This window comes from Microtetraspora niveoalba (assembly GCF_001570405.1).
Taxonomy (GTDB): domain Bacteria; phylum Actinomycetota; class Actinomycetes; order Streptosporangiales; family Streptosporangiaceae; genus Microtetraspora; species Microtetraspora niveoalba.
The window spans coordinates 103,893-127,294 of record NZ_BBYM01000018.1; the positions used below are offsets into that span (position 1 = coordinate 103,893).

Sequence of the window (23,402 nt, forward strand, 5' to 3'; positions counted from 1 at the left end):
GGGCTTCGACGCTCAGAGGAGGGCCGGGGCGAGCGTCCGGCGGGCGTGGTCCTTGGCGTGGTCGGCCAGGACGTCGCGGTCCACGCCGGGCACGCCGATGACGATCTGGGTGCTGAAGCCGTCGAGCATCGCGCGCAGCCGGACCGAGAACGCCTCGGCGTCGGTGGGCGCGAACTCGCCCGCGCGCACGCCGTCGTCCACGAGACGTACCAGGTCCTCGTGCCAGCCCCGGTCCAGCTCGGCCTGGGCCTCGCGCAGCTCGGGGACGGCGATGGTGCGGCTCCACACGTCGACCCAGAGCAGCCAGCGCGGATCGGCCGCTCCCGTCGGGAGGTAGAGGTCGACGTACCCGGCGAGGCGCTCCCCCGCCGGTGCGCTCCCGGCGACGAGCTCGGCCCTCCGGGGCGCGAGCCGTTCCTCGCTCCAGCGCAGGGTCTCCACGAGCACCTGGTCCTTGCTGCCGAAGTAGTACAGGATGTGGCCCCCGCTGGTGCCGAGGCGCCGGGCCAGCCCCGCCATCGTGAGCTCGGCCAGGCCGTGCTCCGTGATGGCGGCCATCGCCGCCTCCAGCATCTGTTCCCTCGGGCGGTCCAGCCGGCGACGCTCCCGTGCCATTTCTCACCTTGCGATAACGCTCGTTGACGGGTCCTTGACGGACCACTGTACGGCAGTGCATTTTGAATGCCATTCAATCGCTTTGAACGGCGTTCAAAGACCGTTTCGAGGAGCCACGATGACCCAGCCGCAAACGGCGTCCGCGGCCGCTCCCCCGGCACCGTCCCTGTCCCGAGTTCTCGGCGTCTTCGGCGCGGTGCTGCTCACCCTGTCGTGCATCACGCCCGCGTCCTCGCTCTTCATCATCGTTCCGGAGGTGCTCGCCGGGCAGGGCAGCGGCGCGGTGCTCACCCTGCTCGCCGGGGTGGCCGTGTCCGCCGCCGTCGGCTGCTGCTACGCCGAGCTGGGCACGCTCAAGCCCAGCTCGGGCGGCGAGTACGCCATGGTGACGGCGATGCTCGGCCGCTTCTGCGGCTGGCTCACCTTCGGCCTGTCCATCTCGCTGCTGGTCGTGATCCCGCCGATCATCGCGCTGGGCACCGCCGACTACCTGGGCGACCTGTTCTCCGTGGACCGGGCGGCGGCCGGCGCGGTCGTGATGCTGGCCGCCACGGCCTTCGCGATGCTCGACGTCCGGTCGAACGCCCTGGTCACCGGCATCTTCCTGGCCGTCGAGGTCGTCGCGGCGGGTGTGGTCGCCGTGCTCGGCCTCGCGCACACCCAGCGCGGCGCGGACGTCCTCGTGTCGCCGGTGCTGCCCGACGGGAACGGCGGGGTGTCGCCGTTCGGGATCACCGCTCTGATGGCCGGGCTCACCGTGGCGATGTTCGTCGTCAACGGCTTCGGCACGGCCACCTACCTCTCGGAGGAGATCAAGGACCCGCGCCGCAACATCGCCCGCACCGTGTTCTGGTCGCTCGGCCTGGCCGCCGTCGTCATCGTCGTGCCGGTCGCCGCGACCGTGCTCGGCGTCGGCTCGCTCGACGACCTGGTCAACGGCTCCTTCTCCGACCACGTGCGGGCGTGGGGCGGCGACGGCGTCGCCACCGCCGTCAACCTGGGCATCGCGATCGCGATCCTCAACGCCGTCCTGGTGATGGTGCTGCAGAACGGCCGGGTCGTGTTCGCCTCGGCCCGCGACCGCGCCTGGCCGGCTCCCGTCTCCGCGCTGCTGACCCGGATCCACCCGCGCTGGGGCTCCCCGTACATCGCGACGCTCGTCATCGGCCTGCCCGGCGTCGCGATGGCGGCGCTGCTCGACATCGAGCAGTTGCTCGGCCTCACCTCGGTGATCGTGACGGTCGTCTCGCTGCTGCTCGCCGCGGCCGCCCTCCGCTCCCGTACGGCGGCGCACCGCGGGGAGCGGGCGTGGCGGATGCCGCTGTGGCCGCTGCCGCCGCTCGTCGTGATCGCCGCCCTCGGCTACGCGCTGTTCGAGCAGAGCGCGCGTGACCTGCTGGTCGCGGGCGGCGTGGTCGTCGTGTTCACCGCGTACTACGTCTTCTACCTGCGGCCGCGCCGCGCGACCCACTGGGTGGTCACCGCCCCAGAGGACTGACCGGCCGGGGACCGCCCGCCGGGCGGTCCCCGGCGAGGAGTGACCGATTGTGAGACCCCGTCGAGGAGGACGGATTACGATGACCGCCGACCTGACCGTGCGGAACGCCCGGATCCACACCGTGGACGACGCACTCCCGGAAGCGGAGGCGATGGCCGTCCGCGACGGACGCATCGTGTGGGTGGGCGCCGACGCCGACGCCCCCGACGCGGCCGAGACGATCGACGCCGGGGGCCGCCTCGTGCTGCCCGGGTTCGTGGACGCGCACAACCATGTGCGGCTCGGCTCCGACGACGCCTGCGTACAGCTCGCCGGGGCCGCCGACACGGCCGAGATCGGCCGCAGGATCGCCGCCTGGCGGGCCGCGCACCCGGACGCGGCGTGGATCGAGTGCGAGGGCTTCGACTATTCGGCGCTCCCGGGCACACCCCGGGCCGAGGACCTCGACGCCCTCACCGGTGACGTGCCCGCGATCGTCTTCAGCTACGACGTGCACACCATGTGGGCGAACACGGCCGCCCTGCGCCGCCTCGGCGTCGACCGCGACCACACCGAGCTGCCGTTCGGCGTGGCGCGGGTGGACGGACGGGGGACCCCCACCGGCTTCGTCACCGAGTTCGCCGTACGGGGATTGTCCCGGGACGGCCATCGGGCGCTCGCCGCGCTCGGCGTGCCGTGGGCGAGCCCGGAGCGGCAGTACGCCCGGCTGCTCGGCAGCCTCGACATGGCCACCGCGTACGGCATCACGACGATCGTCGAGCCGCAGAACTCGGTGGACGACCTGGAGCTGTTCGCGCGGGCCAGGGCCGAGGGGCGGCTGCGGTCCCGGCTGATCGCCGCGCTGTTCCACCCGAGGGGGACGGGCGTCGCCGACCTCGCCGAGTTCACGCGGGCCGCCGCGCGGTACGACGACGAGTGGTTGCGGGCGGGGCCCCTCAAGCTCTACATCGACGACGTCGTGGAGCCGCGCACCGCCGCGCTCCTCGAGCCGTACTGCGGGCACGGCGACCACCGGGGCGACACGTTCTATCCGCCGGAGGAGTTCGCCGACCTGCTGGCCGGGCTGGACGCGGCCGGTTTCCAGGCCTTCGTCCACGCGACCGGCGACCGGGGCATCCGCACCGTGCTGGACGCGGTGGAGCACGCGCGGCGGGTCAACGGCCCGCGCGACGCCCGCCACCAGGTGGTGCACGTCGAGTGCCTCGACCCGGCCGACGTGCGGCGCTTCGCCGAGCTGGGCGTGGTCGCGTGCATGCAGCCGCGGCACTGCTCCCCGGACATCGCCGGCCCCGGGCACGACTGGGCGGAGGCGGTGGGTCCGCACCGGTGGCCGAAGGCGTGGCCGATGCGGTCGCTGCACGAGGCGGGCGCGGTCCTCGCGTTCTCCAGTGACTGGAACGTGGCCGAGATGGACCCGATGGTGGGCATCTACACGGCCGTCACCCGGCGCGGGCTGGCGGGCGGGCCCGCCTGGATGCCGGAGGAGACCCTGGACCTCGCGACCGCGATCCGCGCGTACACGTTGGGCTCCGCGTACGCGAACTTCTGCGAGCACGACCGGGGCTCGATCACTCCGGGCAAGCTGGCGGACTTCACGGTGCTGTCCCACGACCTCTTCGCGATCCCGGTGGAGGCCGTCCCCGACGTAACGGCCGGCCTCGTCGCCGTCGGAGGTCGTGTCGTCCACGAGGCGACGTGAGGCCCGCGACGGGCGGCGGCGGCGCTCGATAACAGGAAATATCGCCCGATGCCGGAAGAAATCCACTCCGTCGGGAACTTCGCGGCCCGCTGGAACGACAAGTCTTGTGGGGGCTCTCATCGCCGGCGTTTCTGTGACCGGCCGCGCGAGGGAGCGGCCGGGTGTCGGAGGCGAAGGGCGTCGGCATCCCGCGGGGACGATCGCCGGCGGCGGTCGGCACGGCGCCCACCCGCCCTTGGACGGACCCCGGCGCCGGCGCGCACCCCCGCGCACCGGCACCGGGCGAAACTATGAGGAACAGATGTCAGAGACGGAATTTCCCCTCGTGCAGTTCATGCGGGAGGGGATGGACCCGGTGCCCGAGCTCGCCCGGATCAGGGCCGAGCATCCGGTTCACCCGCTGCCCATGCCGGACGGCTCCACCGTGTGGCTGGTCACCAGATATGAGGACGTGCGCGCCGTACTCGGCGACCACAACAGGTTCAGCAACGACTTCGGGAACGTCATCGCCGCCGGTTCCCAGCAGGACGACCCGGGCGGGCTCGGCTTCCGCGACCCGCCGGAGCACACCCGGCTGCGCCGCTTCCTGACCCCGGAGTTCACCGTACGGCGGCTGCGCAGGCTGGAGCCGCGGATCGAGGCCATCGTGGCCGGGCGGCTGGACGCGATGGAGCAGGCGGGCAGCCCGGCCGACCTGGTCCAGTCCTTCGCCCTGCCCATCCCCTCGCTCGTGGTGTGCGAGCTGCTGGGCGTGCCGTACGAGGAGCAGGCCGACTTCCTGCGCCTGAGCACCGGCCGGTTCGACTTCTCCGGCGGCCCCGAGGCGTCGTTGCAGGCGATCAACGACTCGATGGCCTACCTGCGCAAGCTCGTGGCGCGCGAGCGGGAGAACCCCGGTGACGGCCTGCTCGGGATGCTGCTCCGCGAGCACGGCGACGAGATCAGCGACGAGGAGCTGGCCAGCCTCGCCGACGGGCTGCTGACCGGCGGCCACGACACCAGCACGAGCATGCTCGCGCTGGGCACCCTGTGGCTGCTGCAGCACCCCGAGCACCTCGCGCTCGTACGGGACGGCGACGAGGAGCAGGTCGGCCGGGTGGTGGAGGAGCTGCTGCGCTACATGACCGTGGTGCAGGTCGCCTTCCCGCGCTTCGCCCGCGAGGACCTCGTCCTGGCCGGGCAGCCGATCGCGAAGGGCCAGATGGTCCTCTGCTCGCTGGCCGCCGCCAACCGCGACCCGCAGCTCGGCCCGGACGCGGAGACCGTCGTCCCGGACCGCGACGCGTCGTCGCACCTCGCCTTCGGGCACGGCATCCACCGCTGCGTGGGCGCCCCGCTGGCGCGGATGGAGATGCGCATCGCCTACCCGGCGCTGCTGCGCCGGTTCCCCGGGCTGCGTCTCGCCGTGCCGGCCGAAGAGGTGGAGTTCAGGAAGATCGCGATCGTGTACGGCCTGGAGGCCCTGCCCGTGGAGTGGTGATCGTCCCGGGTTCGCCGCGTCGGCGGCGCATCCGGAACCGAGGACGCCGGGCCGGTGCGGCCCGGCGTCCCGCCGCCCCGGACGGCCTTTCGCCCCGGTCAGGCTCCCCGGTCAGGCGGCCCGTTCGGCGTCGAGCAGCGACGTGGCGAGCTGGCCGCGGGCCCGCGCCACCCGGGAGCGCACCGTGCCGACCGGGCACCCCATCAGCTCCGCCGCCTCGGCGTACGGCAGGCCCATGATCTGCGTGAGCACGAAGGCGTCGCGGCGGTCGCGCGGCACCTCGGCGAGGAGCGCGGCCAGCGCCACCGCGTCCTCCGGGGCGGGCAGTCCGCTCGACCGGGACCGTTCCGCGGCCGTGCGCCAGTCGGGCACGTCGGCGATCACGGGGCGGGCGGCGGCCGAGCGGATCCGGTCGACGACGACCCGGCGGGCGATGGCGCGCAACCACGTACGGGCGGAGGCCCGTCCGGCGAATCCGGGCAGGCTGCCGAGGACCCGCACGAACGTCTCCTGGGTGAGGTCCTCCGCCGACTGGGCGTCGGTCAGGTGGACGAGGAACCGCAGCACGTCGGGATAGACGGCGCGGGTGAACGCCTCGACGTCCGCGGGCGCCCCCGCGCGGGCCGCGAGGGCGAGCCCGGTCAGCCGCTCGTCGTCGGAGATCCGGTCCACGGCCGCCCCGTCACGTGCCGCGCCGGCGGCTCGGCCGCCGCTCGCGGGTTCCGAGGGTCTGCCGCCCGCGCGGTCCGCGACACGGGCATCACGCGCGCGTTTCGGGCGGCGGTCGCCGCTCCCCCGATCCGGGACGGAGGCGTCGCTCGCGCACTGGAGGGCTCGTACCGGGGGCGATGCCGGCTCGTCGGGGGACACATCCGCCATCCTCGCAGTGCGGTGCCTCGGTACGAGGATCGGCCCGCGCCGTGCCCGCCCCGGAGGGCCACGTCAGGCCCGGAGTAATCCGTCTTCAGAGCCACGTCCCACCAGGGCGTCCGCGTCGGTCCCACAGGGGCCCGTCTTCGGAGTCACCGAACACCAGAGCGGTCCGTCTTCAGAGGCGGTGTCCTGCCCGGAGCCCCTGCCCCCATGTCCGCTGTCCGCTGTCCGCAGGTGCGGTGCCGGAGGCGGGCGGAGGCGTCACTTCGCGGGCGCGGCCACGGCTCCGCCGACGAACGCGATGACGCTCTCCTCGGCGTCCGCCAGCGCGACCTCGCCGCCGACGAGGGGGATGCGCTCCGCGCCGATGACGGCCAGGATGCTGCGGGCGGCGGCGTCCGTGTCGAGCCGGCGGAACTCCCCCGACTCCATGCCCCGGGCGAGGATCTCACACAGGATCTTGTGCATCGGCGCGACGTGGCCCGCGAGCGCCTGGTACGCGTCGGGGCCCAGCGCGGCGGTGATCTCGGCGGCACCCGGGTGGGGGTGCGCGAGAAGGCCCCTCAACTGGAGCCGGATGAAGGACTCCAGCCGCGCGTGGGCGGAGGCGTCCTCGGGCAGGTCCTGGTCGAACCGGTCCACGAAGTAGTCGGTCACCCGCCGGCTGAACTCGAGCAGCAGCGCGGCCTTGTCCGGGAAGTAGTTGTAGAGGACGGTGCGCGCGACGCCCGCCTCCGCGGCGACGTCGGTCATGGAGATCGCGTCGATGCCTCGGTCCTTGGAGAGCGTGGCCACCGCGTCGATGATCCGGTTCACGGTCTGCGCACGGTGCTCGCGAAGGTTCGGGGCGGAAATCCTAGGCATGTCCGCATTTTCGCACGCAGGGGGCATGGCGTCAGCGATCCGGCCGGTCCGTCCCGCCGGGGACCTCAGGTTCCCGGGCCGGCCCGGTGACGGCCCACTGCCGGCTCGGCACCTTCCTCCCGCCGCCGCTCCACCGTCGGTGAGCGGCCCCGGCTGTCACGCCCCCGCGCTGAGGCCGGACCGGCGCGCGCGGGGCCATCGGCGACACGTGCGCGGCCCATTGTTTTAACGACAGTTTGTCGTTATCTTTATGGCACGTCGTCATAAAACGGAGGACCAGGCGTGGACACCAACACCGCCCAGGAACGCGAGCCGCTGTCCAAGCTGCTCTATCACGGCACGTCCGAGGCCCACCGGGCCGCCGAGAACACCCCGTACATGCTCGCCCTGTTCCAGGGCAGGCTGCCCAAGGACGCCTACGTCGCCTGGCTGGTCCGGTTCCACGCCGTGTACTCGGAGCTGGAGCGCACCACGGGCGCCCTGCGCGAGGACCCGGCCGTCGGCTCGCTCCACCTGCCCCAGCTCAACCGGACGGAGGCCATCGAACGCGACCTCGCGCACTTCAACGGCCCCGGCTGGCGGGACTCCCTGCGCACCTCCCCGGCCACCGACGCGTACGTGGCGCGGCTGCGCCGGGTCCGCGAGGAATGGCCGCTCGGCCTGGTCCCCCATCAGTGGATCCGCTACGCCGGCTATCTGCACGGCGGGGCGACGCTGGCCAAGCTGCTCCGCACGACGTACGGGCTGAGCGACGGGGCCGGCCTGGCGTTCTACGACTTCACCGAGATCGAGGACAACCGCGCCTTCATCTCCGACTACCACGCCCGGATGAACGCGGTGCCCGTCGCCGCGCACGACATCGAGCCGCTGGTGGAGGAGGGCAACCACGCCTTCCGCGGCAACGCGGCGATCACGGTCGAGCTGGGCGAGGAGTTCGGCGTCTCCTGACCGCGCGGAACCCCGAACGGCCGCCCCCCGAAGGAGGGCGGCCTTCGTCATGCCGGTCCCGCGGCTCCCGTCACACCGTCCTGATCGCCTGCAGCGGGCACGCTTCGACGGCCGCGCGGGTGTTGGCCTCGGCCTCCGGCGTGACCTCGTCCACCAGGACCCTGCCGTAGCCCCACTCGTCCAGCGCGAACACCTCGGGGGCGAAGCGCTTGCAGTAACCCTTGCCGTCGCACGCGGCGGCGTCGATCACGACCTTCATCGTTCCTCCAGAGAGACGCGGAACCTCGTGTCCGCGGTGACAGGGAAGCCGGCACACCGCGCGCACGCCCCCTCGACGTGCGCGCGGACGGTGTCGCGGTGGTGCCGGAAGAGCGACCCGACCAGGACCGACACGGCGTCGGGCGTGGCGCAGTCGCCCCGCCCTGCCAGCGCCTCCCCCCACCGTTCGAGCTGCTCCACGTCGCCCGGCGTGGCGGCGCCGGCGGCCAGCCGGGCGAGCACGTCGGCCACACCGGCCGTGCCTTTGACGCACGACCCGCACTGCCGGGCGTTCTCCCGGTCGAAGAAGGCCGCGACGTCGGCGGCCGCGCCGACCGGGCAGTCCCCGGCCAGCAGGACGAACGCGCCGCAGCCCAGTGTGCCGCCGGCCTCGGCGAACGCGGCGTGGGTGAGCGGCAGGCCGAGGGCCGCGGGAGGCAGCAGCCCGCCCGCGAAGCCGCCGGCGAGCACGCCCGTCACGCCGTCGGCGGTCCCCCGGTGGGCGGTGACGAGCTCGCGCAGCGGCACGCCGTACGGGACCTCGTAGAGGGCGGCGGGCGTGCCCGCGCCGGACAGCGTCGCCAGGAAGGTGCCCGGCGACTCGGGCGTGCCGTACGCCCGGTAGGCGTCCGGCCCGAGCCGCACCGCGAGCGCGAGCTGGGCGAGCGTCTCAGCGTTGCTGACCAGGGTGGGCGCGCCACGCAGCCCCGCCTGCCAGGGGCGGGGCGGCTTCGCGGCGGGCAGCGCGGGTCCGCCGCCGACCGCGCGCACGACCGCCGTCTCCTCCCCCGCCACGTACGCGGCGGGCGCCCGCACGATCTCGACGGTGTCACCGTCGCGGGCCTCGTCGAGGCGGTGGGCGGCGCGGGCGTCGCTGACGTACACGTACGCGCGGGCGGCCCCGACGGCCCGCGCGGCCAGGGTCAGGCCGCGCAGGACGAGGCCGGGACGCTCGCGCAGCAGGAAGCGGTCCTTGGCGGAGGCGGGCTCGCCCTCCTCGCCGTTGGCGATCACGTACCGGACGGGCTCCGCGGCCGCGGCGACCGAGCGCAGCTTGACGGCCAGCGGGAAACCGGCGCCGCCGCGCCCCCGCACACCGGCGGCCGCGGCGATCTCGATGATCTCGGCGGCCGAGGGGCCGGGGGACGGCGGCCGCTCCGGATCGGGGCCGAGCAGGCGCGCGGCCCGCAGCGGGCGGGCCGGCAAGGGGAAACTCATGCCACCAGGTACTCGGGCAGCCGCTTGCCGATCTCGACGATGACCTCGGTGTTGAGCTGGTAGGCGAGCACGGTCTCGGAGACGATCCGCCTGGCCTCGACCTCGTCCGGGGCGAGCGCGTCGAGCCGGTCGCGGTAGGCGGCCTTGAACGCCTTGAGGTCCGGGATGCCGGAAAAGAGGTAGAACCGCGCGCCCGCCGCGTCGCCGAACCGGTACGCGCGCTCGGCGACCTTGCGGATCACCTGGCCGCCGGAGAGGTCGCCGAGATAGCGGGTGTAGTGGTGGGCGATGAACCCGCCCGGCCACTCGGCGATCTGGTTGATCCGGGCGACGTAGGTCAACGTGGGCTTGGACGGGGTGATCTCGTCGCGCCAGTTCTCCCCGTACAGCTCCTCCAGGTCGGCTTCCAAGGCGGGCACCCGCTCCAGCTCCGGCGTCACGAACGGACCGGCCACCGGGTCGCCGGCGAGGGCCCGCCCCGCCTCCTCGAGCGCCACGTAGGCGAAGTAGTGCTGGGCCACCATCTCGGCGTACCCCTCCCGGGAGACGCGCCCGGCCATCAGCGCCTCAAGGAACGCGGTCTGCTCCGCCTCCTCGTGGTCGCGCCAGGTCGCCTTCTTGAGCCGCTCGGCGAAGGTCTCGGTTGCAGTCATGCCAGGACTCCATTGCGTCGGGATGCCTTTTAACGACAGAGTGTCAGCAACGCCGATGAGGGTCAAGACTTTTACGACACATCGTCATGAACGGCGGCGCACGCCCGCAAGCACCGGCCCGACGCACGCGACACTCCGGACGGCAATCCATCGTTCGGATGATGACGATCTGTCATAAAAACCCTTCACGGGGCGGAAACCGCGGCCTACCATTCCGGGCACGTATCCAGCATTCCGGACAGCGGAACACTGAGAGAGGTGGTTCGCCATCGTCTCGTATCTCCTCCGGCGTCTGATCTCACTGGTGGCCACCGTCCTCGCGGTGATCTCGCTGGTGTTCGTCCTCCTCCGGTTGTCGCCGGGCAGCCCGCTCTACACCCTGCTCGGATTCAGCTACAGCGAGGAGGGCAGGGCCGCAGTCGCCGCGCGGCTCGGCCTCGACGCGTCCATTCCCGCGCAGTACGTCCGCTACCTGCGGCAGCTCGCCGGCGGGGACCTCGGGGCGTCCGTGTTCTCCGGCCAGCCGGTCGTGGAGCTCCTCGCCCAGCGGCTGCCCGTCTCCCTGGAGCTGGGCCTGGTCGCCGGAGCGGTCTGGATGGCGCTCGGCGTCGTCGCGGGAGCGCTCGCCGCGCTCCGGCACGGCTCCCCCCTCGACGGCCTCGTACGCGTCACGAGCGTGGTCGCGCTCTCGGTGCCGAGCTTCTGGCTGGGCCTCGTGTGCGTGCTGGTCTTCGGCGTCTACGTCACCGGGGTGCTGCCGGCCGGCGGGTTCGTCCCCCTGTCGGAGGACGCGGTCCTGCACGTCCGCGGCCTGGTCCTGCCCGCGTTCGTGCTCGGCCTGCCGGCGTTCGCCGTCGTGGCCCGCACGTTCCGCGGGTCGGTCCTCGAGGTGCTCGACCGCGACTACGTCGCGTTCGCCGCGGCGATGGGCATGCCGCGCCACAGGCTGCTGGCCAGGGTGGCGCTGCGCAACGCCGCGATCCCCCTGGTGACCGTCATGGGGCTGATGCTCGGCATGCTGGTCAGCGGCGCGATCCTGGTGGAGAACGTGTTCGGCGTGCCGGGCCTCGGCCAGTTGATGGTCGACTCCTTCCGCCGCCAGGACTATCCGGTCGCCGCGGGCTGCTGCCTGGCCGTGGCCGTCCTCTACCTCCTCACCAACCTGCTGGTGGACCTCGCCCAGCTCGCGATCGACCCGCGCGTACGGGAGACGGTGCTGAACGGGGGGCGGGCCCGATGAGCGCCGCGCTCCCCGCCCCTCACCGAGCCCCCGGCCGTGCCCGCCGCCGTGCCCGGTTCCTCCCGCGCGACGGCCTGACCTGGTTCGGCGCCGCCTGCGCGGCGCTGTTCTGCCTGCTCGCGGTGCTCGGGCCGCTGCTGGCGGGCGATCCGAACGCCGCCGGGCCGGACGTGCTCGCCGCCCCGAGCGCCGCGCACCCGTTCGGCACCGACCAGCTCGGCCGCGACCTGCTCGCCCGTACGGCGGCGGGCACCCGGGTGTCGCTGACGGTGAGCCTGGCCGCCGTGGCGCTGGGCCTGCTGGCCGCCCTGCCGCTCGGCGTTCTCGCGGGCCATCACGGCGGCCGGTTCCTCGACGACCTGATCATGCGGGTGCTGGAGATCGTCCAGGCGCTGCCGATGTTCGTGCTGGCGATGTTCGTCATCGGGCTCAGCGGCACGGAGACCGCGCACCTGGGGCCGATCCCGGTCACCATGACGGCCAAGGTCGTGCTGCTGCTCGGAGCGGCGTTCGTCCCCTACTTCGCGCGGGTGGCGCGCGCCGAAACCATGGCGGAGACCGGCCAGGAGTACGTGGCCGCGCTGCGGGTGGTGGGCGTGCCCCGGATGCGGATCCTCTTCGGCGAGGTGCTGCCGAACATCGCGCCCGCCGTGGTCGTCCAGGCGTTCCTCGCGATGGCGCTGGCCGTCTTCGCCGAGGGCGGGCTGGGCTTCCTGGGGCTGGGCGTGCAGCTCCCGCAGGCCACGCTCGGCAACCTGACCGGCGGCGGCACCGGCTATCTGCCCGCGGGCGTCTGGTGGTACTCCGTCCTGCCCGGCGCGGTCATGCTCGCCGGGATCCTCGGCTTCAACCTGATCGGCGACGCCCTGTCCGACACTCTCGGCGGACGCGGCGCGACCCACGTGGAGAAACGATGACCCCTTCCCTTTCCTGGTCCCGGCGTCGGTTCCTCGGGCTGCTTCCGGCCGTGCCGCTGCTCGCCGCCTGCTCGACCGGCTCCCGGGCGGGCGGCGGCGAGACGCTCAGGATCGGCGTCGCCGCCGGCCCCGGCAACCTCAACCCGCTCGACTCCGGCAGCGAGGTCACCCGCTGGATCGCCGAGCCGGTGATGGAGACGCTGTACGACTACGACGAGCGGCTGCGGTCGGTGCCGCTACTCGCCGCGGACGAGCCGGCCGTCTCCGCCGACGGGCTCACCTGGACCGTACCGCTCAAGCGCGGCGTGACGTTCCACAACGGCGACGCCTTCACCGCCGAGCACGTGGCGGCCTCGCTCGACCACGTCGCCGCGTTCGCCGGCGGCAGCGAGTGGGTCGTCTACTTCCTCGGCTACTACTCCGGCGCCCGCGCGGTCGACCCGTACACGGTCGAGATCAGGCTCAAGCGCCCGTACGGCCTGCTCCGGTCGCACCTGACCAACCTGCCGATCACGCATCGCGCCTTCGCCGACCGCAAGGACACCATGATGGGCACCGGGCCGTACCGGCTGGAGCGGGTCTCGGCCGGGCTGGGCTACGGCATGACGGCCCACCCGGGATATCACGGCCCACCCCCGGCGTACGCGCGGATGGAGTTCCAGATCATCCCGGACGGCTCGACCCGGGCGGTGAGCCTGCGCGCGGGCACCGTCGACCTCGCCGTCGAGCTGCCCGTCGCGGCCCTGCCGCTGCTCGCGGACCGGCCCGAGGTGACCGTCCACCGGGTGGACGCGCCGATCGACATCCTCACCTACGTCAAGGCGGGGGACCCGCCGTTCGACGACGTGGACTTCCGCCGCGCGGTGGCCTACGCGGCCGACCGCCAGGGGGTGAACGACAAGGTGTTCGGCGGCGCCGCCGCCCTCGGCCAGGGGCCCATCGGCCCGGCCGAACGGGGATACGACCCGGACCTGCGGGTCTTTCCCGCCAGGCCGGACCCGGCGCGGGCCCGCGAACTCCTGCGCGGCGTCGCGGACCCCGCCTTCACCCTGACGGTCAGCGCCGGGCAGGTCATGGAGGACATCGCGCAGATCCTGGCCCAGGGGTGGGCGCGGGCGGGCATCTCCGTGAAGCTGGAGGTCCTCCAGGGCGGCCCCTGGGCGCAGCGCTGGATCTCCGGCGCGTACCAGATGATCATGAACCGCTTCTCCAGCGGCTTCACCAGCGGTGACGCGAACTATCTCGCCCTCTCTCCCGCCCAGTCCCGGAGCGTCCTGGCCTGCGGGTACGAGAACCGGGCCGTGGACACCGCGCTCGACCGGGTGTGGACGACCGCCGACCAGGACGAGCGCGACCGGCTGCTCCGCGAGGTGAACGCCACGCTGGCCGAGGACGCGGTGATGTTCCCTCCGGTCTATCCCAAGATGATCGTCGGGCAGCGCGCGGGCGTGAGCCCGCTGGATCCCGCGCGGATGCGGATCAGCAGGCTGGGCACGCCCCGGCTGCGCCCGGCCGGCGGAGGGAAGCGGGGATGACCGCCCGCCCGCCGGCGTCGTGTGCGGGCGCCCCGGGATCTCGCCCGCCCCCGTTTCCCCGGCCCGCGGGCCGGGGAGACGGGCCGAGGAAACGGGCCCGAGAAACGGGCCGGGCGCCGACGGGTCAGGAGTGCCGCCTGGCGCGGCGTCGTACGGCGAGGAGCGCGGCCACCCCGAGCACGAGGAGGACGACGGCGATGACCGCGACGAGGCCCGCGGAGAGACCGCCGGCCTCGTCCGGCGCGGCCGCCCCGGCGGAGGGGACGGCGGACGCCGCCGGGCCCTGCGCGGGTGTGGCGGGCGGGGCCGAACCCGGCGCCGGCGTGGCGGGTGCGGCGAACGTGACGGCCAGCCGCGCGAAGTTGGCGGTGTCCCGGGGGTTGGCGGGGTCGTTCGTCATGAGAGCGCAGGTTGTCGCGGTGCAGTCGGTGGAGCCGAAGACGGCCTCCGGCGTCATCGTGGTCTCCAGCCCGCCGTCGGCGTCGGTGGTGACCCGGGCGAAGTTCCCCGTGTCGCACGCCTTCCCCGGAGGTTGCGCGGTGTCGCAGAGGGCGACGAACAGGATGGTCTTCGGCGTGAACCCCGATCCGGTGACCGTGATCTCGGCGCCGGACGTGAGGTCGGCGCTGCGGCTCGCGGTCAGCTCCGGCCCGTCCGGGACGGCGGCGGCCGCGCCGGGCGGCGGGACGGCGAGTATGGCGAGCGCGGCGGGAACCGCGAGCGCGAAGGGGACGGCGAGCGCCGTCCCGAGCCGGATGAGCGGTGAGCGGTTGCGGGGCACGGTGCCTCCCTGAGTGATCCGAAACGACCCCGATCGAGCCCCCGATGCCTTGCGGAACACTGTTTCACGACATAGTGTCGTAAAACAAGACCGTGCGAACCCCCCGATTTCCCGACCTGTCCTCGCTGGTCACGGCAGGCGGAAAGGATGCATATGAGCGTGGACGTGGCCCTGCCCCCCGTCGAGAAGCACCGGCACCATCGCGACGTGACCGGAGGCTGGCTGCGGCCGGCCGTGTTCGGCGCGATGGACGGGCTGGTCTCCAATTTCGCCCTCATCAGCGGTGTGGTGGGCGGCGGCGCCCCGAACACGATCGTGGTCGTGACCGGCCTGGCCGGGCTGGCGGCGGGCGCGTGCTCCATGGCCGCGGGCGAGTACACCTCGGTCGCCTCGCAGGCCGAGCTGATGCGGGCGGAGATCGACATCGAGAAGGCCGAGCTGGAGCGCGACCCCGAGGGCGAGCTGGCGGAGCTCGTCGCGCTGTACGAGACGCGGGGACTGGACACGGACACGGCCGAGCGGGTCGCCCGGCAGCTCACCGCCCGGCCCGAACTGGCCTGGCGCGTGCACGTCCGCGAGGAGCTGGGCGTCGACCCGGACGACCTGCCCTCGCCCTACGTCGCCGCGCTCTCCTCGTTCACGGCGTTCGCCCTGGGCGCGGTGATCCCGGTGCTGCCGTTCATGCTCGGCGCGACCGGGCTCGCCGTGGCCGGGGTGATCAGCATGCTCGGCCTGCTCGGAGCCGGCGCGGTCGTCGCCCGGCTGACGGCCCGCCCCTGGTGGCGGGGCGCGCTGCGCCAACTCGCATTGGGCGGCCTCGCCGCCGCGGCCACCTTCGGCATCGGCAGCCTCGTCGGAGCCGGTCTCTCCTGATTCCGTCGCACGCTGATCAACGAGACCCGCGTCCCGCCTGAGCGACCGGCCCGAGCGACGCTCGGCGCGCCATCGTCCGAAAGGTGGATTCCTCCCCGGATCGAAGGAAGGCCGAGGCCGGACCGTCCGGACGAAGCGCGGGAAACAGCGGCCGCCGGATGCTGGATCACGACCGATCCACTCGACGACCGACGGGGGACGCGCTGTGTTCGTGGCGCTCAGGGACCTACGTTTCGCGAAAGGACGATTCGCCCTCATGGGGGCGGTCGTCCTGCTCATCACGCTGCTGGTGACCATGCTCTCCGGGCTGACCGCCGGTCTCGCCCGGGAGAACATCTCCGCGGTCAGCGGCCTGCCGAGCGACCACATCGTCTTCTCCGCCGCCGAGGGCCCGGACGGCGCGGCCGCCAAGCCCTCCTTCTCCGACAGCCGGATCAGCGAGCGGACCTGGCGGGAGTGGAAGGAGGTGAAGGGGATCTCCTCCGTCGAGCCGCTCGGCGTCACCATGGGCCGGATCACCTCCGGTCCGGACGCGGACGACGGCACCGAGGGTCCCGAGACGGCGGACGCCGCCACGACCGCCGGCGGCCCCGAGAGCGCGGGCGCGGCCACCAGCGCGGGCGACACCGCAAGCACGAGCGAGGCGGAGAGCACGAGCGGTTCCAGGAGCACGAGCGGTTCCAGGAGCACGGCGGCCGCGCTGTTCGGGGTCGAACCCGGCGGCGATCTGGCCCGCGCGGCGGGCGGCGGGTCCGCCGGCGCCGTGGACACCGGCCGGATCGTGCTCTCGGCCGCGCTGGCCGAGGACAGCGGCCTGACCACCGGAGCCAAGGTGCGGATCTTCGGCCGTGACCTCACCGTCGCGGGCGTCGGCCCGGCCGCCTCCTACAGCCACACCCCCGTCGCATGGATGAGCATCGGCGACTGGCAGTGGATCGCCCGGCAGGGCGACGCGGACACGGTCGCCACCGTGCTCGCCCTGCGCGGCGCGGGCGACGCCGCCCTCGCCGCCGCCGACCGCCGGTCGGGCACCGTCACCGTGCCGCTCTCCGACGCGCCCGCCGCCATCGGCTCCTTCTCCTCCGAGAACGGCTCGCTCCAGCTCATGCGGGGGTTCCTGTTCGCGATCTCCGCGCTGGTCATCGGCGCGTTCTTCACCGTGTGGACGATCCAGCGGCGCGGCGACGTCGCCGTCCTGAAGGCCCTCGGCGCGAGCACGGGTTACCTGCTGCGCGACGCGCTCGCCCAGGCCGTCGTGGTGCTGCTGCTCGGCGCGGGGGTCGGCGGCGCGCTCGGAGCGGGCGCGGGCGCGCTCGCCGAGGACGCCGTGCCGTTCGTCCTCTCCTTCGCGACCACCGCCGTCCCCGTCGCCGTGATGATCCTGCTCGGCGCCGCGGGCGCCGCGCTGGCCATCCGCAAGATCACTTCCGTCGACCCGCTGACCGCCCTTGGAGCCTCCCGGTGACCCTCCGACTCGACGACGTCGTCCTCACCTACCCCGACGGCGACCGGACCCTGACCGCGCTCGACCACGTGGACCTCACCGTCGCCCCGGGAGAGTTCACCGCCGTGGTGGGCCCGTCCGGATCGGGCAAGTCCAGCCTGCTCGCGGTCGCCGCCACGCTCATCACCCCCGCCTCCGGACAGGTGTCGGTGGCCGGGCACGACGTGTCCGGGGCCGGCCAGGCCGCCAGGACGCGGGTCCGCCGCGACCACATCGGGATCGTGTTCCAGCAGTCCAACCTGATCGCCTCGCTCACCGCCCTCGAACAGCTCCTCGTCATGGCGCACATCTCCGGCCGCCCGGTCGGCGAGGCCGCCGTACGCGCCCGCGAGCTGCTCGTGGCCGTGGACCTGGCGGACAAGGAGCACAAACGTCCGCACCAGCTCTCCGGCGGCGAGCGGCAGCGGGTCAACATCGCCCGCGCGCTGATGAACGAGCCCGAGGTGCTGCTCGTGGACGAGCCGACCAGCGCGCTCGACCACCGGCGCGGCGAGCAGGTCGTCTCCCTGCTCGCCAAGCTGACCAAGGACAACTCGCTGGCGACCGTGATGGTCACCCACGACCTGGCCACGCTCGGCATGGTGGACACCGTCCTCACGATGAGCGACGGGCGCCTGACCCGCGACCGTCCCTGACCCCGGGACACGGGACACGGCCCACCCGGCGGCCGAGCGCCGCGCCGTTCCTCCTGGGGACGCGCGGCTCCCGGTGGATGCGGCGCCGGCCCGATCGGCGCCGTGTCCGCCCCCACCGATGCGATCCCCCGTTGACGCGGTGCGGCGCCCGTTTAATGCCGTGCGGCGGCCGGCGGGGGGCGGCTACCCTGTACGGCATGTCGACGCCCCGCACCTCTTAGCTCGAGGACCCGCTTCCACGCCACCCGTGTGTCCTTGAGCCGTTCCGGAGCGTCATCCCATGATCACCGTTCGCGGTGTCGACCTACGTGTCGGCGCCCGTCTCCTGCTGTCCGACATCTCCTTCCACATCGCCCCCGGCGACCGCGTCGGCCTGGTCGGCCGCAACGGCGCGGGCAAGACCACCCTGATGAACACCCTGGCCGGGCAGGCGCGGCCGGCCGCGGGGACCGTCGTCCGCACCGGCACGGTGGGCTACCTGCCGCAGGACCCGCGCGCGGCCGACCCCTCGTCCACGGTCGCCGACCGCATCCTGTCCGCCCGCGGCCTCGACCGGGCCGTACGCGCCCTGCGGGCCGCCGAGACCGCGATGGCCGAGGCGGCGAGCCCGGCCGCCCAGGAGCGGGCGATGAACGCCTACTCCCGGGCGGAGGCCGAGTTCCAGGCCGGAGGCGGGTACGCGGCCGAGGCCGAGGCGGCCCGGGTCGCGGCCGGCCTCGGCCTGCCCGCGGGGGTGACGGAACGGCCGATCGGCACCCTCTCCGGCGGCCAGCGGCGGCGGGTGGAGCTGGCCCGGATCCTGTTCGCCGGCCACGGGACGCTGCTGCTCGACGAGCCGACCAACCACCTGGACGCCGACTCGGTCGCCTGGCTGCGTTCCTTCCTGCTCGAACACCGGGGCGGGCTGATGATGATCAGCCACGACACCGGCCTGCTGGCCGACGTCGTCAACCGGGTCTTCCACCTCGACCCGCACCGGGCCGCGATCGACGTGTACAACACCGGCTGGGACGTCCACCTCGCGCAGCGGGACGCCGACGAGCGCCGCCGCACCCGCGAGCGGGCGAACGCCGAGCGCAAGGCCGCCTCCCTGCGCGCGCAGGCGGACAAGATGCGGGCGAACGTGGCGACGGCCACGGCGGCGAAGAACATGACGCGCCGCGCCGACCGGATGCTGGCCGCGCTGGAGCCGGTGCGGCACGCGGAGAGGACGGCGCGCATCCGGCTGCCCGAGCCCGCCCCGTGTGGCAGGACGCCGCTCGGCGCGATCAGCCTGACCAAGGCGTACGGCGGGCGGCCGGTCCTCGGCGGCGTGGACCTGGCCGTGGACCGGGGGGCGCGCATGGTGGTCCTCGGGCTCAACGGCGCGGGCAAGACCACGCTCCTGCGGATCCTCGCCGGGCACGAGACGCCCGACGACGGGCGGGTGGTGCGCGGCCACGGGCTGCGCCTCGGCTATTTCGCGCAGGAGCACGACACCCTCGATCCGGCGCGTACGGTGCGGGAGAACCTGGCGGCGGCCGCGCCGCATCTGAGCGACGGCGAGGTACGCCGGGTGCTCGGGGCGTTCCTGTTCAGCGGGGACGACGGGGACAAACCGGCTGGGGTCCTGTCCGGCGGCGAGAAGACCCGCCTCGCCCTGGCGGCCCTGGTCCACTCCGGCGCGAACGTGCTGCTGCTGGACGAGCCGACCAACAACCTCGACCCGGCCTCCCGTGACGAGGTGCTGGCGGCGGTCGGCACCTATCCGGGCGCGATCGTGATGGTGACCCACGACGAGGGCGCCGTCCGGGCGCTGCGTCCCCAGCGCGTCCTGCTGCTGCCGGACGCCGACGAGGACCTGTGGAGCGACGACTACCTGGACCTGATCGCGCTCACCTGATCCGGCGCGGGCGGCGTCGCGCGCGCCGCCCGCGTGCCCGGGACGTCAGGACGTGAGGACCGGCTCCAGGAAGCGCAGCGCGCCCGCCTCGGTGTCGAGCCGCGCCCGTACGCCGATGGGGTAGGTCTGCATCGAGATCCCGTGCCCGATGTTCGCCCCGGCGAGCACGGGCACGCCGAGGTCGCCCAGCCGCTCCGCGAGCATCCGGTCGACGTCGCGCGGCTCGCCGCAGTTGGTGAACGTGCCGAGCACGATGCCGGCCACGCCGTCGCTGTAGGTGGCCCGGCGGAGCTGCGTGATGTAGCGGTCCATCCGGAACAGCTCCTCGTCCACGTCCTCCAGGAAGAGGATCGCCCCGCGCGCGGGCAGCGAGGTGTCGGTGCCGAGCGAGGCGGCCAGCAGGGTGGCGGTGCCGCCCAGGGTGTGGCCCTCGGCGACGCCGGGCACGACCGTCCTGGCGTCGGGGAAGACCAGCTCGGTCACCGACTCCGGGTGGAACAGCAGCTTCATCAGCTCGTCGAAGTCGTACTCCCCCGGGCCCTGGTAGAAGCCGTCGCAGGCGACCATGGGGCCGAACAGCGACACCCAGCCGAGCTTGACCGCGATCGCCTCCAACAGCGCGGTCACGTCGGAGTAGCCGACGACGACCTTCGGCCGGGCCGGGTCGATCGCGGTCCAGTCGACCAGTTCGAGGGTGCGCTGCATGCCGTACCCGCCACCGGCGCAGAAGACCGCGTCGAAGGCGGGGTCGCCGAGCGCCCTGGTCAGGTCGGCGGCCCGCAGGGCGTCGCCGCCCGCGAGGTAGTCGTACTCGGTGCCGCCGGCGCGCGTGGAGGCGAACACCTCGGGCTTGAGTCCGACCTGCTCCATGGCGGCGAGGCCGCGGTCGAGGTTGGCCTGGTTGGGCGGGCTGCTCGCGGCGATGACGGCGACCCGGGCGCCGGGCTTCAGGGCTGGCGGGTGGAGGAAGTCGGTCACGCGGTTTTCTCCTTCACTGGACGAGGTGGCAGGCGGCGAGCGCGGACGCGGACGGGTCGCCGGTCAGGACGGGCAGGTCGAGGCCGTCGCAGCGCGGATCCGGCTCGGCCGCCCGCAGGGGGCATCGGGGGTGGAAGCGGCAGCCGCCCGGAACGGAGGTCGGGTCCGGCGGCTCGCCGGTGAGCAGCACGGGCGGCTCGCCGGAGTCCGGCAGCACCGACAGCAGCGCCCGAGTGTACGGGTGCCGGGGCCGTAACAGCACCTCCTCGACCGTGCCGGTCTCGACGATCCTGCCGAGATACATGACGGCCACCCGGTCGGCGATGTTCCAGGCCAGGCCGAGGTCGTGGCTGACGACCAGCGCGGACAGGCCGAGCGAGTCGCGCAGCTCCAGGATCAGCTTGAGGATCTCGCCCCTGACCGAGGCGTCGAGCGAGGCCACCGGCTCGTCGGCGACGATCACCTTCGGTTCGAGGGCGAGCGCCCCGGCGATGACGACGCGCTGCTGCTGCCCTCCGGACATCTCGTGCGGGAAGCGGCCCGCGAACTGCTCGGGCGGGCGCAGCCCGGCCTTGGCCAGGGCGGTGTGCACCCGCTCGCCGAGCCGGTCGGTCAGGCCGTGCAGCCGGGGGCCCTCGGCGACGGCGTCGAAGACGCTCTGCCGGGGGTTGAGCGCGCCGCCCGGGTCCTGCAGCACGAGCTGGGTGTGGCGGCGGTACGCCTTCAGCGCGGCGGCGGAGTAGCCGAGGGGCTCCCCGTCGCCGACCACCTGGCCGCCGGTCGGCCTGACCAGCCCGACCAGGGCCCTGGCCAGGGTGGACTTGCCGCATCCCGACTCCCCCACGAGCGCGACGATCTCGCCCTGCCGCACCTGGAGGTTGACGCCGTCCACGGCGCGGGCGGGCGCGGCGCCCCGGCGTGCCGGATAGGTGACGGTGAGGTCGCGGACTTCGAGCACGGTCTTCACGGCTCGCTCCCTTCCTGCGCGAGCAGGCACGCGGCCTCGCGTCCCGGGCCGCTCGGCCGCAGCTCCACGGTGTCGGTACGGCAGGCGGCGACGGCCCGGGAGCAGCGCGGCTCGAACGCGCAGCCTCTCCCCTCGTCGAGCCGGGCCAGCTCCGCCGGCGTGGGCGGGTCGCCGGGCAGCCCGGCGGGCGCGAGCCGGGAGGCGGGGTCGCCGATGGTGGGGAACGCCCGGCCGAGCGCCCGCGTGTACGGGTGGCGCGGCTCGTCGATGAGCCCCCGGGACGGGCCGATCTCGGCGACGCGGCCGGCGTACATGACGGCGAGCCGCTCGCACATGTGCGACAACACCGCCAGGTCGTGGCTGATCATGATGACGCCGATGCCCGACTCGCGCACCAGGTCGCCGAGCAGGTTCAGCACCTGCGCCTGGACCATGACGTCGAGCGCGGTGGTCGGCTCGTCGGCGATGATCAGATCGGGCCGGCAGGCCAGCGCCATCGCGATCATGATGCGCTGGCGCTGTCCGCCGGAGAACTCGTGCGGGTAGGAGCCGAGCCGCCGGGACGGCACGCCGACCGCGTCCAGCAGCTCGGCCGCGCGGGCGCGGGCGGCCTTCTGGCCGACCTTGTCGTGCAGCAGGATGGGCTCGCAGATCTGCTCGCCGATGGTGCGCACCGGGTTGAGCGCGCTCATGGCGCCCTGGAACACGACCGAGGCGGCCGACCAGCGCACCGCCCGCAGCCGCGCCCACTTCGCGGTGAGCAGGTCCTCGCCCTGGAACAGCACCTGGCCGGTCACCTTCGCGGTGGACGGCAGCAGCCGCAGCAGGCTGAGCGCCATCGTGGACTTGCCGGAGCCCGACTCGCCGGCGACGCCGAGGGTCTGGCCCCGGTCGAGGGTGAAGCTGACGCCTCGCACGGCGGGCACGGTCCGCTCGCCGTTCCGGTAGCTCACCCGCAGGTCGCGTACGTCGAGCATGGGTGCGGCGGGGGGCGCTTCCTCCCGGGGCGCGCCCTCGCCGGAGGGGGCCGGGGACCGGGTGTCGTCCGTGGCCGTCATCGGGTCACCATCCGCGGGTTGAGCACGTGCTCGACGGCGCGGCCGACGAGCGTGAAGCCGAGCACGACGACGAGGATCGCGATGCCGGGCGGCATCAGGTACCACCAGGCGCCGGCCGTCACCGCGCCCCCCATCAGCGCCGCCTGGAGCATGGATCCCCAGGTCACGCCGGTCGGGTCGCCGAGCCCGAGGAAGGTCAGGGTGGCCTCCGACAGGATCGCCGACGCGACGGTGAGGGTGCTGGAGACGAGGATCAGCGGCATGACGTTGGGCAGCACGTGCCGGATCATGATCTGGGTGTTGCCGGCGCCCAGCACCTTGGCCCGTTCGATGAACGGCCGCGCCTCGACGGCGAGCGTCTGGGCGCGGACGAGCCGGGCGGTCGCGGTCCAGGAGGTGACGGCGATGGCGATCGTGATCGACGCCGCGCCCTGGCCGAGCACCGCCGACAGCGAGATGGCCAGCGGCAGGCTGGGCAGCGCGATGAACCAGTCGGTCACGTGCATCAGGACCTTGCCGACCCAGCCCTGGTAGTGCCCGGCGAGCAGGCCGACGGCGCTGCCCAGGACGACCGTGAGCGCGGTGGCGATGAGGCCGATGCTGAGCGACTCGCGGGCGCCCCAGATGACCAGGAGCAGGACCGAGCGGCCCGCCTGGTCGGTGCCGAGCGGGTAGCCGTCGACGGGTGGCGACAACTGCGGGCCGTCCACCTTGATGACGTTGAGCTGGTCGTCGCCGATGAACAGCGGCGCGGCCAGGGCGAGCACGCCGAAGGCGACGAGCAGCCCGAGCCCGGCCAGGCCGGCCGGCCGTTTCGCGTACGCGCGGCAGAACCGGCCGAACGCGTGGTGGCGCGGGACGTCGAGCGCGGCGGGGGTGTGCGTGGCGGCGCTCATCGGCCGCTCCCGCGGGGGATGCGGTGGGGT

Annotated in this window: 22 protein-coding genes; 11 read left to right on the plus strand and 11 right to left on the minus strand. The window is 73.7% G+C overall.

The genetic code is table 11. From position 1 onward, the window contains the following. Positions 1-12: 12 nt before the first annotated feature. Positions 13-615: a TetR family transcriptional regulator C-terminal domain-containing protein gene (locus tag AWQ70_RS18690; protein WP_067177732.1), complete on the minus strand. Its 603-nt coding sequence runs from the start codon at positions 613-615 to the stop codon at positions 13-15. 118 nt (positions 616-733) lie between these two features. On the opposite strand from AWQ70_RS18690, the gene AWQ70_RS18695 reads away from it, so the two are divergent. From AWQ70_RS18695 to AWQ70_RS18705, 3 genes are all read left to right on the plus strand, one after another. Continuing rightward, entirely contained in the window at positions 734-2,113 is a 1,380-nt protein-coding gene (locus AWQ70_RS18695) for an APC family permease (protein ID WP_067177734.1), read from the plus strand. 79 nt (positions 2,114-2,192) lie between these two features. Then, complete coding sequence (locus tag AWQ70_RS18700) at positions 2,193-3,812, plus strand: amidohydrolase (RefSeq protein ID WP_067177737.1); 1,620 nt, start codon at positions 2,193-2,195, stop codon at positions 3,810-3,812. A 301-nt stretch (positions 3,813-4,113) separates the two neighbouring features. Next, on the plus strand, positions 4,114-5,292 hold the full coding sequence (locus tag AWQ70_RS18705) for a cytochrome P450 (protein ID WP_067177740.1): 1,179 nt from the start codon (positions 4,114-4,116) through the stop codon (positions 5,290-5,292). Between the two features lie 111 nt (positions 5,293-5,403). Here AWQ70_RS18705 and AWQ70_RS18710 read toward each other — a convergent pair whose 3' ends face one another. Both AWQ70_RS18710 and AWQ70_RS18715 read right to left on the minus strand, forming a co-directional pair. After that, positions 5,404-5,964: a sigma-70 family RNA polymerase sigma factor gene (locus AWQ70_RS18710; protein ID WP_067177742.1), complete on the minus strand. Its 561-nt coding sequence runs from the start codon at positions 5,962-5,964 to the stop codon at positions 5,404-5,406. Between the two features lie 462 nt (positions 5,965-6,426). Beyond that, a complete protein-coding gene (locus tag AWQ70_RS18715) occupies positions 6,427-7,029 on the minus strand; it encodes a TetR/AcrR family transcriptional regulator (RefSeq protein ID WP_067177745.1) in 603 nt (200 codons plus the stop codon). A 282-nt stretch (positions 7,030-7,311) separates the two neighbouring features. Here AWQ70_RS18715 and AWQ70_RS18720 point away from each other — a divergent pair, with 282 nt between their 5' ends. Further along, positions 7,312-7,977 (plus strand): biliverdin-producing heme oxygenase, encoded by a 666-nt coding sequence (locus AWQ70_RS18720; protein WP_067177747.1) that lies wholly within the window; start codon positions 7,312-7,314, stop codon positions 7,975-7,977. A 70-nt stretch (positions 7,978-8,047) separates the two neighbouring features. On the opposite strand, the gene AWQ70_RS18725 is transcribed toward AWQ70_RS18720, so the two are convergent. From AWQ70_RS18725 to AWQ70_RS18735, 3 genes are read right to left on the minus strand one after another with little or no spacing between them, the layout of a single operon-like run. Beyond that, on the minus strand, positions 8,048-8,236 hold the full coding sequence (locus AWQ70_RS18725) for a ferredoxin (protein WP_067177749.1): 189 nt from the start codon (positions 8,234-8,236) through the stop codon (positions 8,048-8,050). Continuing rightward, complete coding sequence (locus tag AWQ70_RS18730) at positions 8,233-9,453, minus strand: NADH-ubiquinone oxidoreductase-F iron-sulfur binding region domain-containing protein (RefSeq protein ID WP_067177751.1); 1,221 nt, start codon at positions 9,451-9,453, stop codon at positions 8,233-8,235. The genes AWQ70_RS18725 and AWQ70_RS18730 overlap by 4 nt, the downstream gene beginning before the upstream one ends. Beyond that, positions 9,450-10,106, minus strand: coding sequence for a biliverdin-producing heme oxygenase (locus tag AWQ70_RS18735; RefSeq protein WP_067177753.1), 657 nt, complete (start codon positions 10,104-10,106; stop codon positions 9,450-9,452). The genes AWQ70_RS18730 and AWQ70_RS18735 overlap by 4 nt, the downstream gene beginning before the upstream one ends. 268 nt (positions 10,107-10,374) lie before the next feature. Here AWQ70_RS18735 and AWQ70_RS18740 point away from each other — a divergent pair, with 268 nt between their 5' ends. From AWQ70_RS18740 to AWQ70_RS18750, 3 genes are read left to right on the plus strand one after another with little or no spacing between them, the layout of a single operon-like run. Then, complete coding sequence (locus AWQ70_RS18740; protein WP_067177755.1) at positions 10,375-11,346, plus strand: ABC transporter permease; 972 nt, start codon at positions 10,375-10,377, stop codon at positions 11,344-11,346. After that, entirely contained in the window at positions 11,343-12,263 is a 921-nt protein-coding gene (locus AWQ70_RS18745; RefSeq protein ID WP_067177757.1) for an ABC transporter permease, read from the plus strand. Before AWQ70_RS18740 ends, AWQ70_RS18745 begins: the two co-directional genes overlap by 4 nt. Further along, positions 12,260-13,798 carry an ABC transporter substrate-binding protein gene (locus tag AWQ70_RS18750; RefSeq protein ID WP_067177759.1) on the plus strand — a complete coding sequence of 513 codons (1,539 nt, stop codon included), beginning with the start codon at positions 12,260-12,262 and terminating at the stop codon, positions 13,796-13,798. The genes AWQ70_RS18745 and AWQ70_RS18750 overlap by 4 nt, the downstream gene beginning before the upstream one ends. A gap of 124 nt (positions 13,799-13,922) precedes the next feature. On the opposite strand, the gene AWQ70_RS18755 is transcribed toward AWQ70_RS18750, so the two are convergent. Beyond that, entirely contained in the window at positions 13,923-14,579 is a 657-nt protein-coding gene (locus AWQ70_RS18755) for a neocarzinostatin apoprotein domain-containing protein (protein WP_067177761.1), read from the minus strand. Between the two features lie 153 nt (positions 14,580-14,732). Here AWQ70_RS18755 and AWQ70_RS18760 point away from each other — a divergent pair, with 153 nt between their 5' ends. From AWQ70_RS18760 to AWQ70_RS18775, 4 genes are all read left to right on the plus strand, one after another. Beyond that, positions 14,733-15,452: a VIT1/CCC1 transporter family protein gene (locus tag AWQ70_RS18760; protein ID WP_067177763.1), complete on the plus strand. Its 720-nt coding sequence runs from the start codon at positions 14,733-14,735 to the stop codon at positions 15,450-15,452. Positions 15,453-15,708: 256 nt separating this feature from the next. Continuing rightward, positions 15,709-16,917 (plus strand): FtsX-like permease family protein, encoded by a 1,209-nt coding sequence (locus tag AWQ70_RS18765; protein WP_084517368.1) that lies wholly within the window; start codon positions 15,709-15,711, stop codon positions 16,915-16,917. Next, positions 16,914-17,591 carry an ABC transporter ATP-binding protein gene (locus AWQ70_RS18770; RefSeq protein ID WP_067177767.1) on the plus strand — a complete coding sequence of 226 codons (678 nt, stop codon included), beginning with the start codon at positions 16,914-16,916 and terminating at the stop codon, positions 17,589-17,591. Before AWQ70_RS18765 ends, AWQ70_RS18770 begins: the two co-directional genes overlap by 4 nt. A 280-nt stretch (positions 17,592-17,871) precedes the next feature. After that, on the plus strand, positions 17,872-19,473 hold the full coding sequence (locus AWQ70_RS18775; RefSeq protein WP_067177769.1) for an ABC-F family ATP-binding cassette domain-containing protein: 1,602 nt from the start codon (positions 17,872-17,874) through the stop codon (positions 19,471-19,473). Between the two features lie 45 nt (positions 19,474-19,518). Here the strand turns inward: AWQ70_RS18775 and AWQ70_RS18780 are convergent, their stop codons facing one another. The 4 genes from AWQ70_RS18780 to AWQ70_RS18795 all read right to left on the minus strand — a co-directional run bounded on the left by AWQ70_RS18780 (position 19,519) and on the right by AWQ70_RS18795 (position 23,372). Then, positions 19,519-20,451, minus strand: a complete 933-nt coding sequence (locus tag AWQ70_RS18780; RefSeq protein WP_067177771.1) for a S66 peptidase family protein — start codon at positions 20,449-20,451, stop codon at positions 19,519-19,521. A 13-nt stretch (positions 20,452-20,464) separates the two neighbouring features. Further along, positions 20,465-21,418: an ABC transporter ATP-binding protein gene (locus tag AWQ70_RS18785; protein WP_157530168.1), complete on the minus strand. Its 954-nt coding sequence runs from the start codon at positions 21,416-21,418 to the stop codon at positions 20,465-20,467. Next, positions 21,415-22,395, minus strand: a complete 981-nt coding sequence (locus AWQ70_RS18790; RefSeq protein ID WP_245647042.1) for an ABC transporter ATP-binding protein — start codon at positions 22,393-22,395, stop codon at positions 21,415-21,417. Before AWQ70_RS18790 ends, AWQ70_RS18785 begins: the two co-directional genes overlap by 4 nt. Positions 22,396-22,472: 77 nt before the next feature. Beyond that, positions 22,473-23,372: an ABC transporter permease gene (locus AWQ70_RS18795; protein ID WP_067177777.1), complete on the minus strand. Its 900-nt coding sequence runs from the start codon at positions 23,370-23,372 to the stop codon at positions 22,473-22,475. Positions 23,373-23,402: the final 30 nt, after the last annotated feature.

Coding starts and splice junctions, on each gene's coding strand:
- AWQ70_RS18760 (WP_067177763.1), top strand. CDS start 14,733: ATGAGCGTGGACGTGGCCCTGCCCCCCGTCGAGAAGCACCGGCACCAT.
- AWQ70_RS18730 (WP_067177751.1), bottom strand. CDS start 9,453: ATGAGTTTCCCCTTGCCGGCCCGCCCGCTGCGGGCCGCGCGCCTGCTC.
- AWQ70_RS18695 (WP_067177734.1), top strand. CDS start 734: ATGACCCAGCCGCAAACGGCGTCCGCGGCCGCTCCCCCGGCACCGTCC.
- AWQ70_RS18690 (WP_067177732.1), bottom strand. CDS start 615: ATGGCACGGGAGCGTCGCCGGCTGGACCGCCCGAGGGAACAGATGCTG.
- AWQ70_RS18790 (WP_245647042.1), bottom strand. CDS start 22,395: ATGCTCGACGTACGCGACCTGCGGGTGAGCTACCGGAACGGCGAGCGG.
- AWQ70_RS18705 (WP_067177740.1), top strand. CDS start 4,114: ATGTCAGAGACGGAATTTCCCCTCGTGCAGTTCATGCGGGAGGGGATG.
- AWQ70_RS18750 (WP_067177759.1), top strand. CDS start 12,260: ATGACCCCTTCCCTTTCCTGGTCCCGGCGTCGGTTCCTCGGGCTGCTT.
- AWQ70_RS18765 (WP_084517368.1), top strand. CDS start 15,709: ATGGGGGCGGTCGTCCTGCTCATCACGCTGCTGGTGACCATGCTCTCC.
- AWQ70_RS18775 (WP_067177769.1), top strand. CDS start 17,872: ATGATCACCGTTCGCGGTGTCGACCTACGTGTCGGCGCCCGTCTCCTG.
- AWQ70_RS18700 (WP_067177737.1), top strand. CDS start 2,193: ATGACCGCCGACCTGACCGTGCGGAACGCCCGGATCCACACCGTGGAC.
- AWQ70_RS18745 (WP_067177757.1), top strand. CDS start 11,343: ATGAGCGCCGCGCTCCCCGCCCCTCACCGAGCCCCCGGCCGTGCCCGC.
- AWQ70_RS18735 (WP_067177753.1), bottom strand. CDS start 10,106: ATGACTGCAACCGAGACCTTCGCCGAGCGGCTCAAGAAGGCGACCTGG.
- AWQ70_RS18725 (WP_067177749.1), bottom strand. CDS start 8,236: ATGAAGGTCGTGATCGACGCCGCCGCGTGCGACGGCAAGGGTTACTGC.
- AWQ70_RS18795 (WP_067177777.1), bottom strand. CDS start 23,372: ATGAGCGCCGCCACGCACACCCCCGCCGCGCTCGACGTCCCGCGCCAC.
- AWQ70_RS18715 (WP_067177745.1), bottom strand. CDS start 7,029: ATGCCTAGGATTTCCGCCCCGAACCTTCGCGAGCACCGTGCGCAGACC.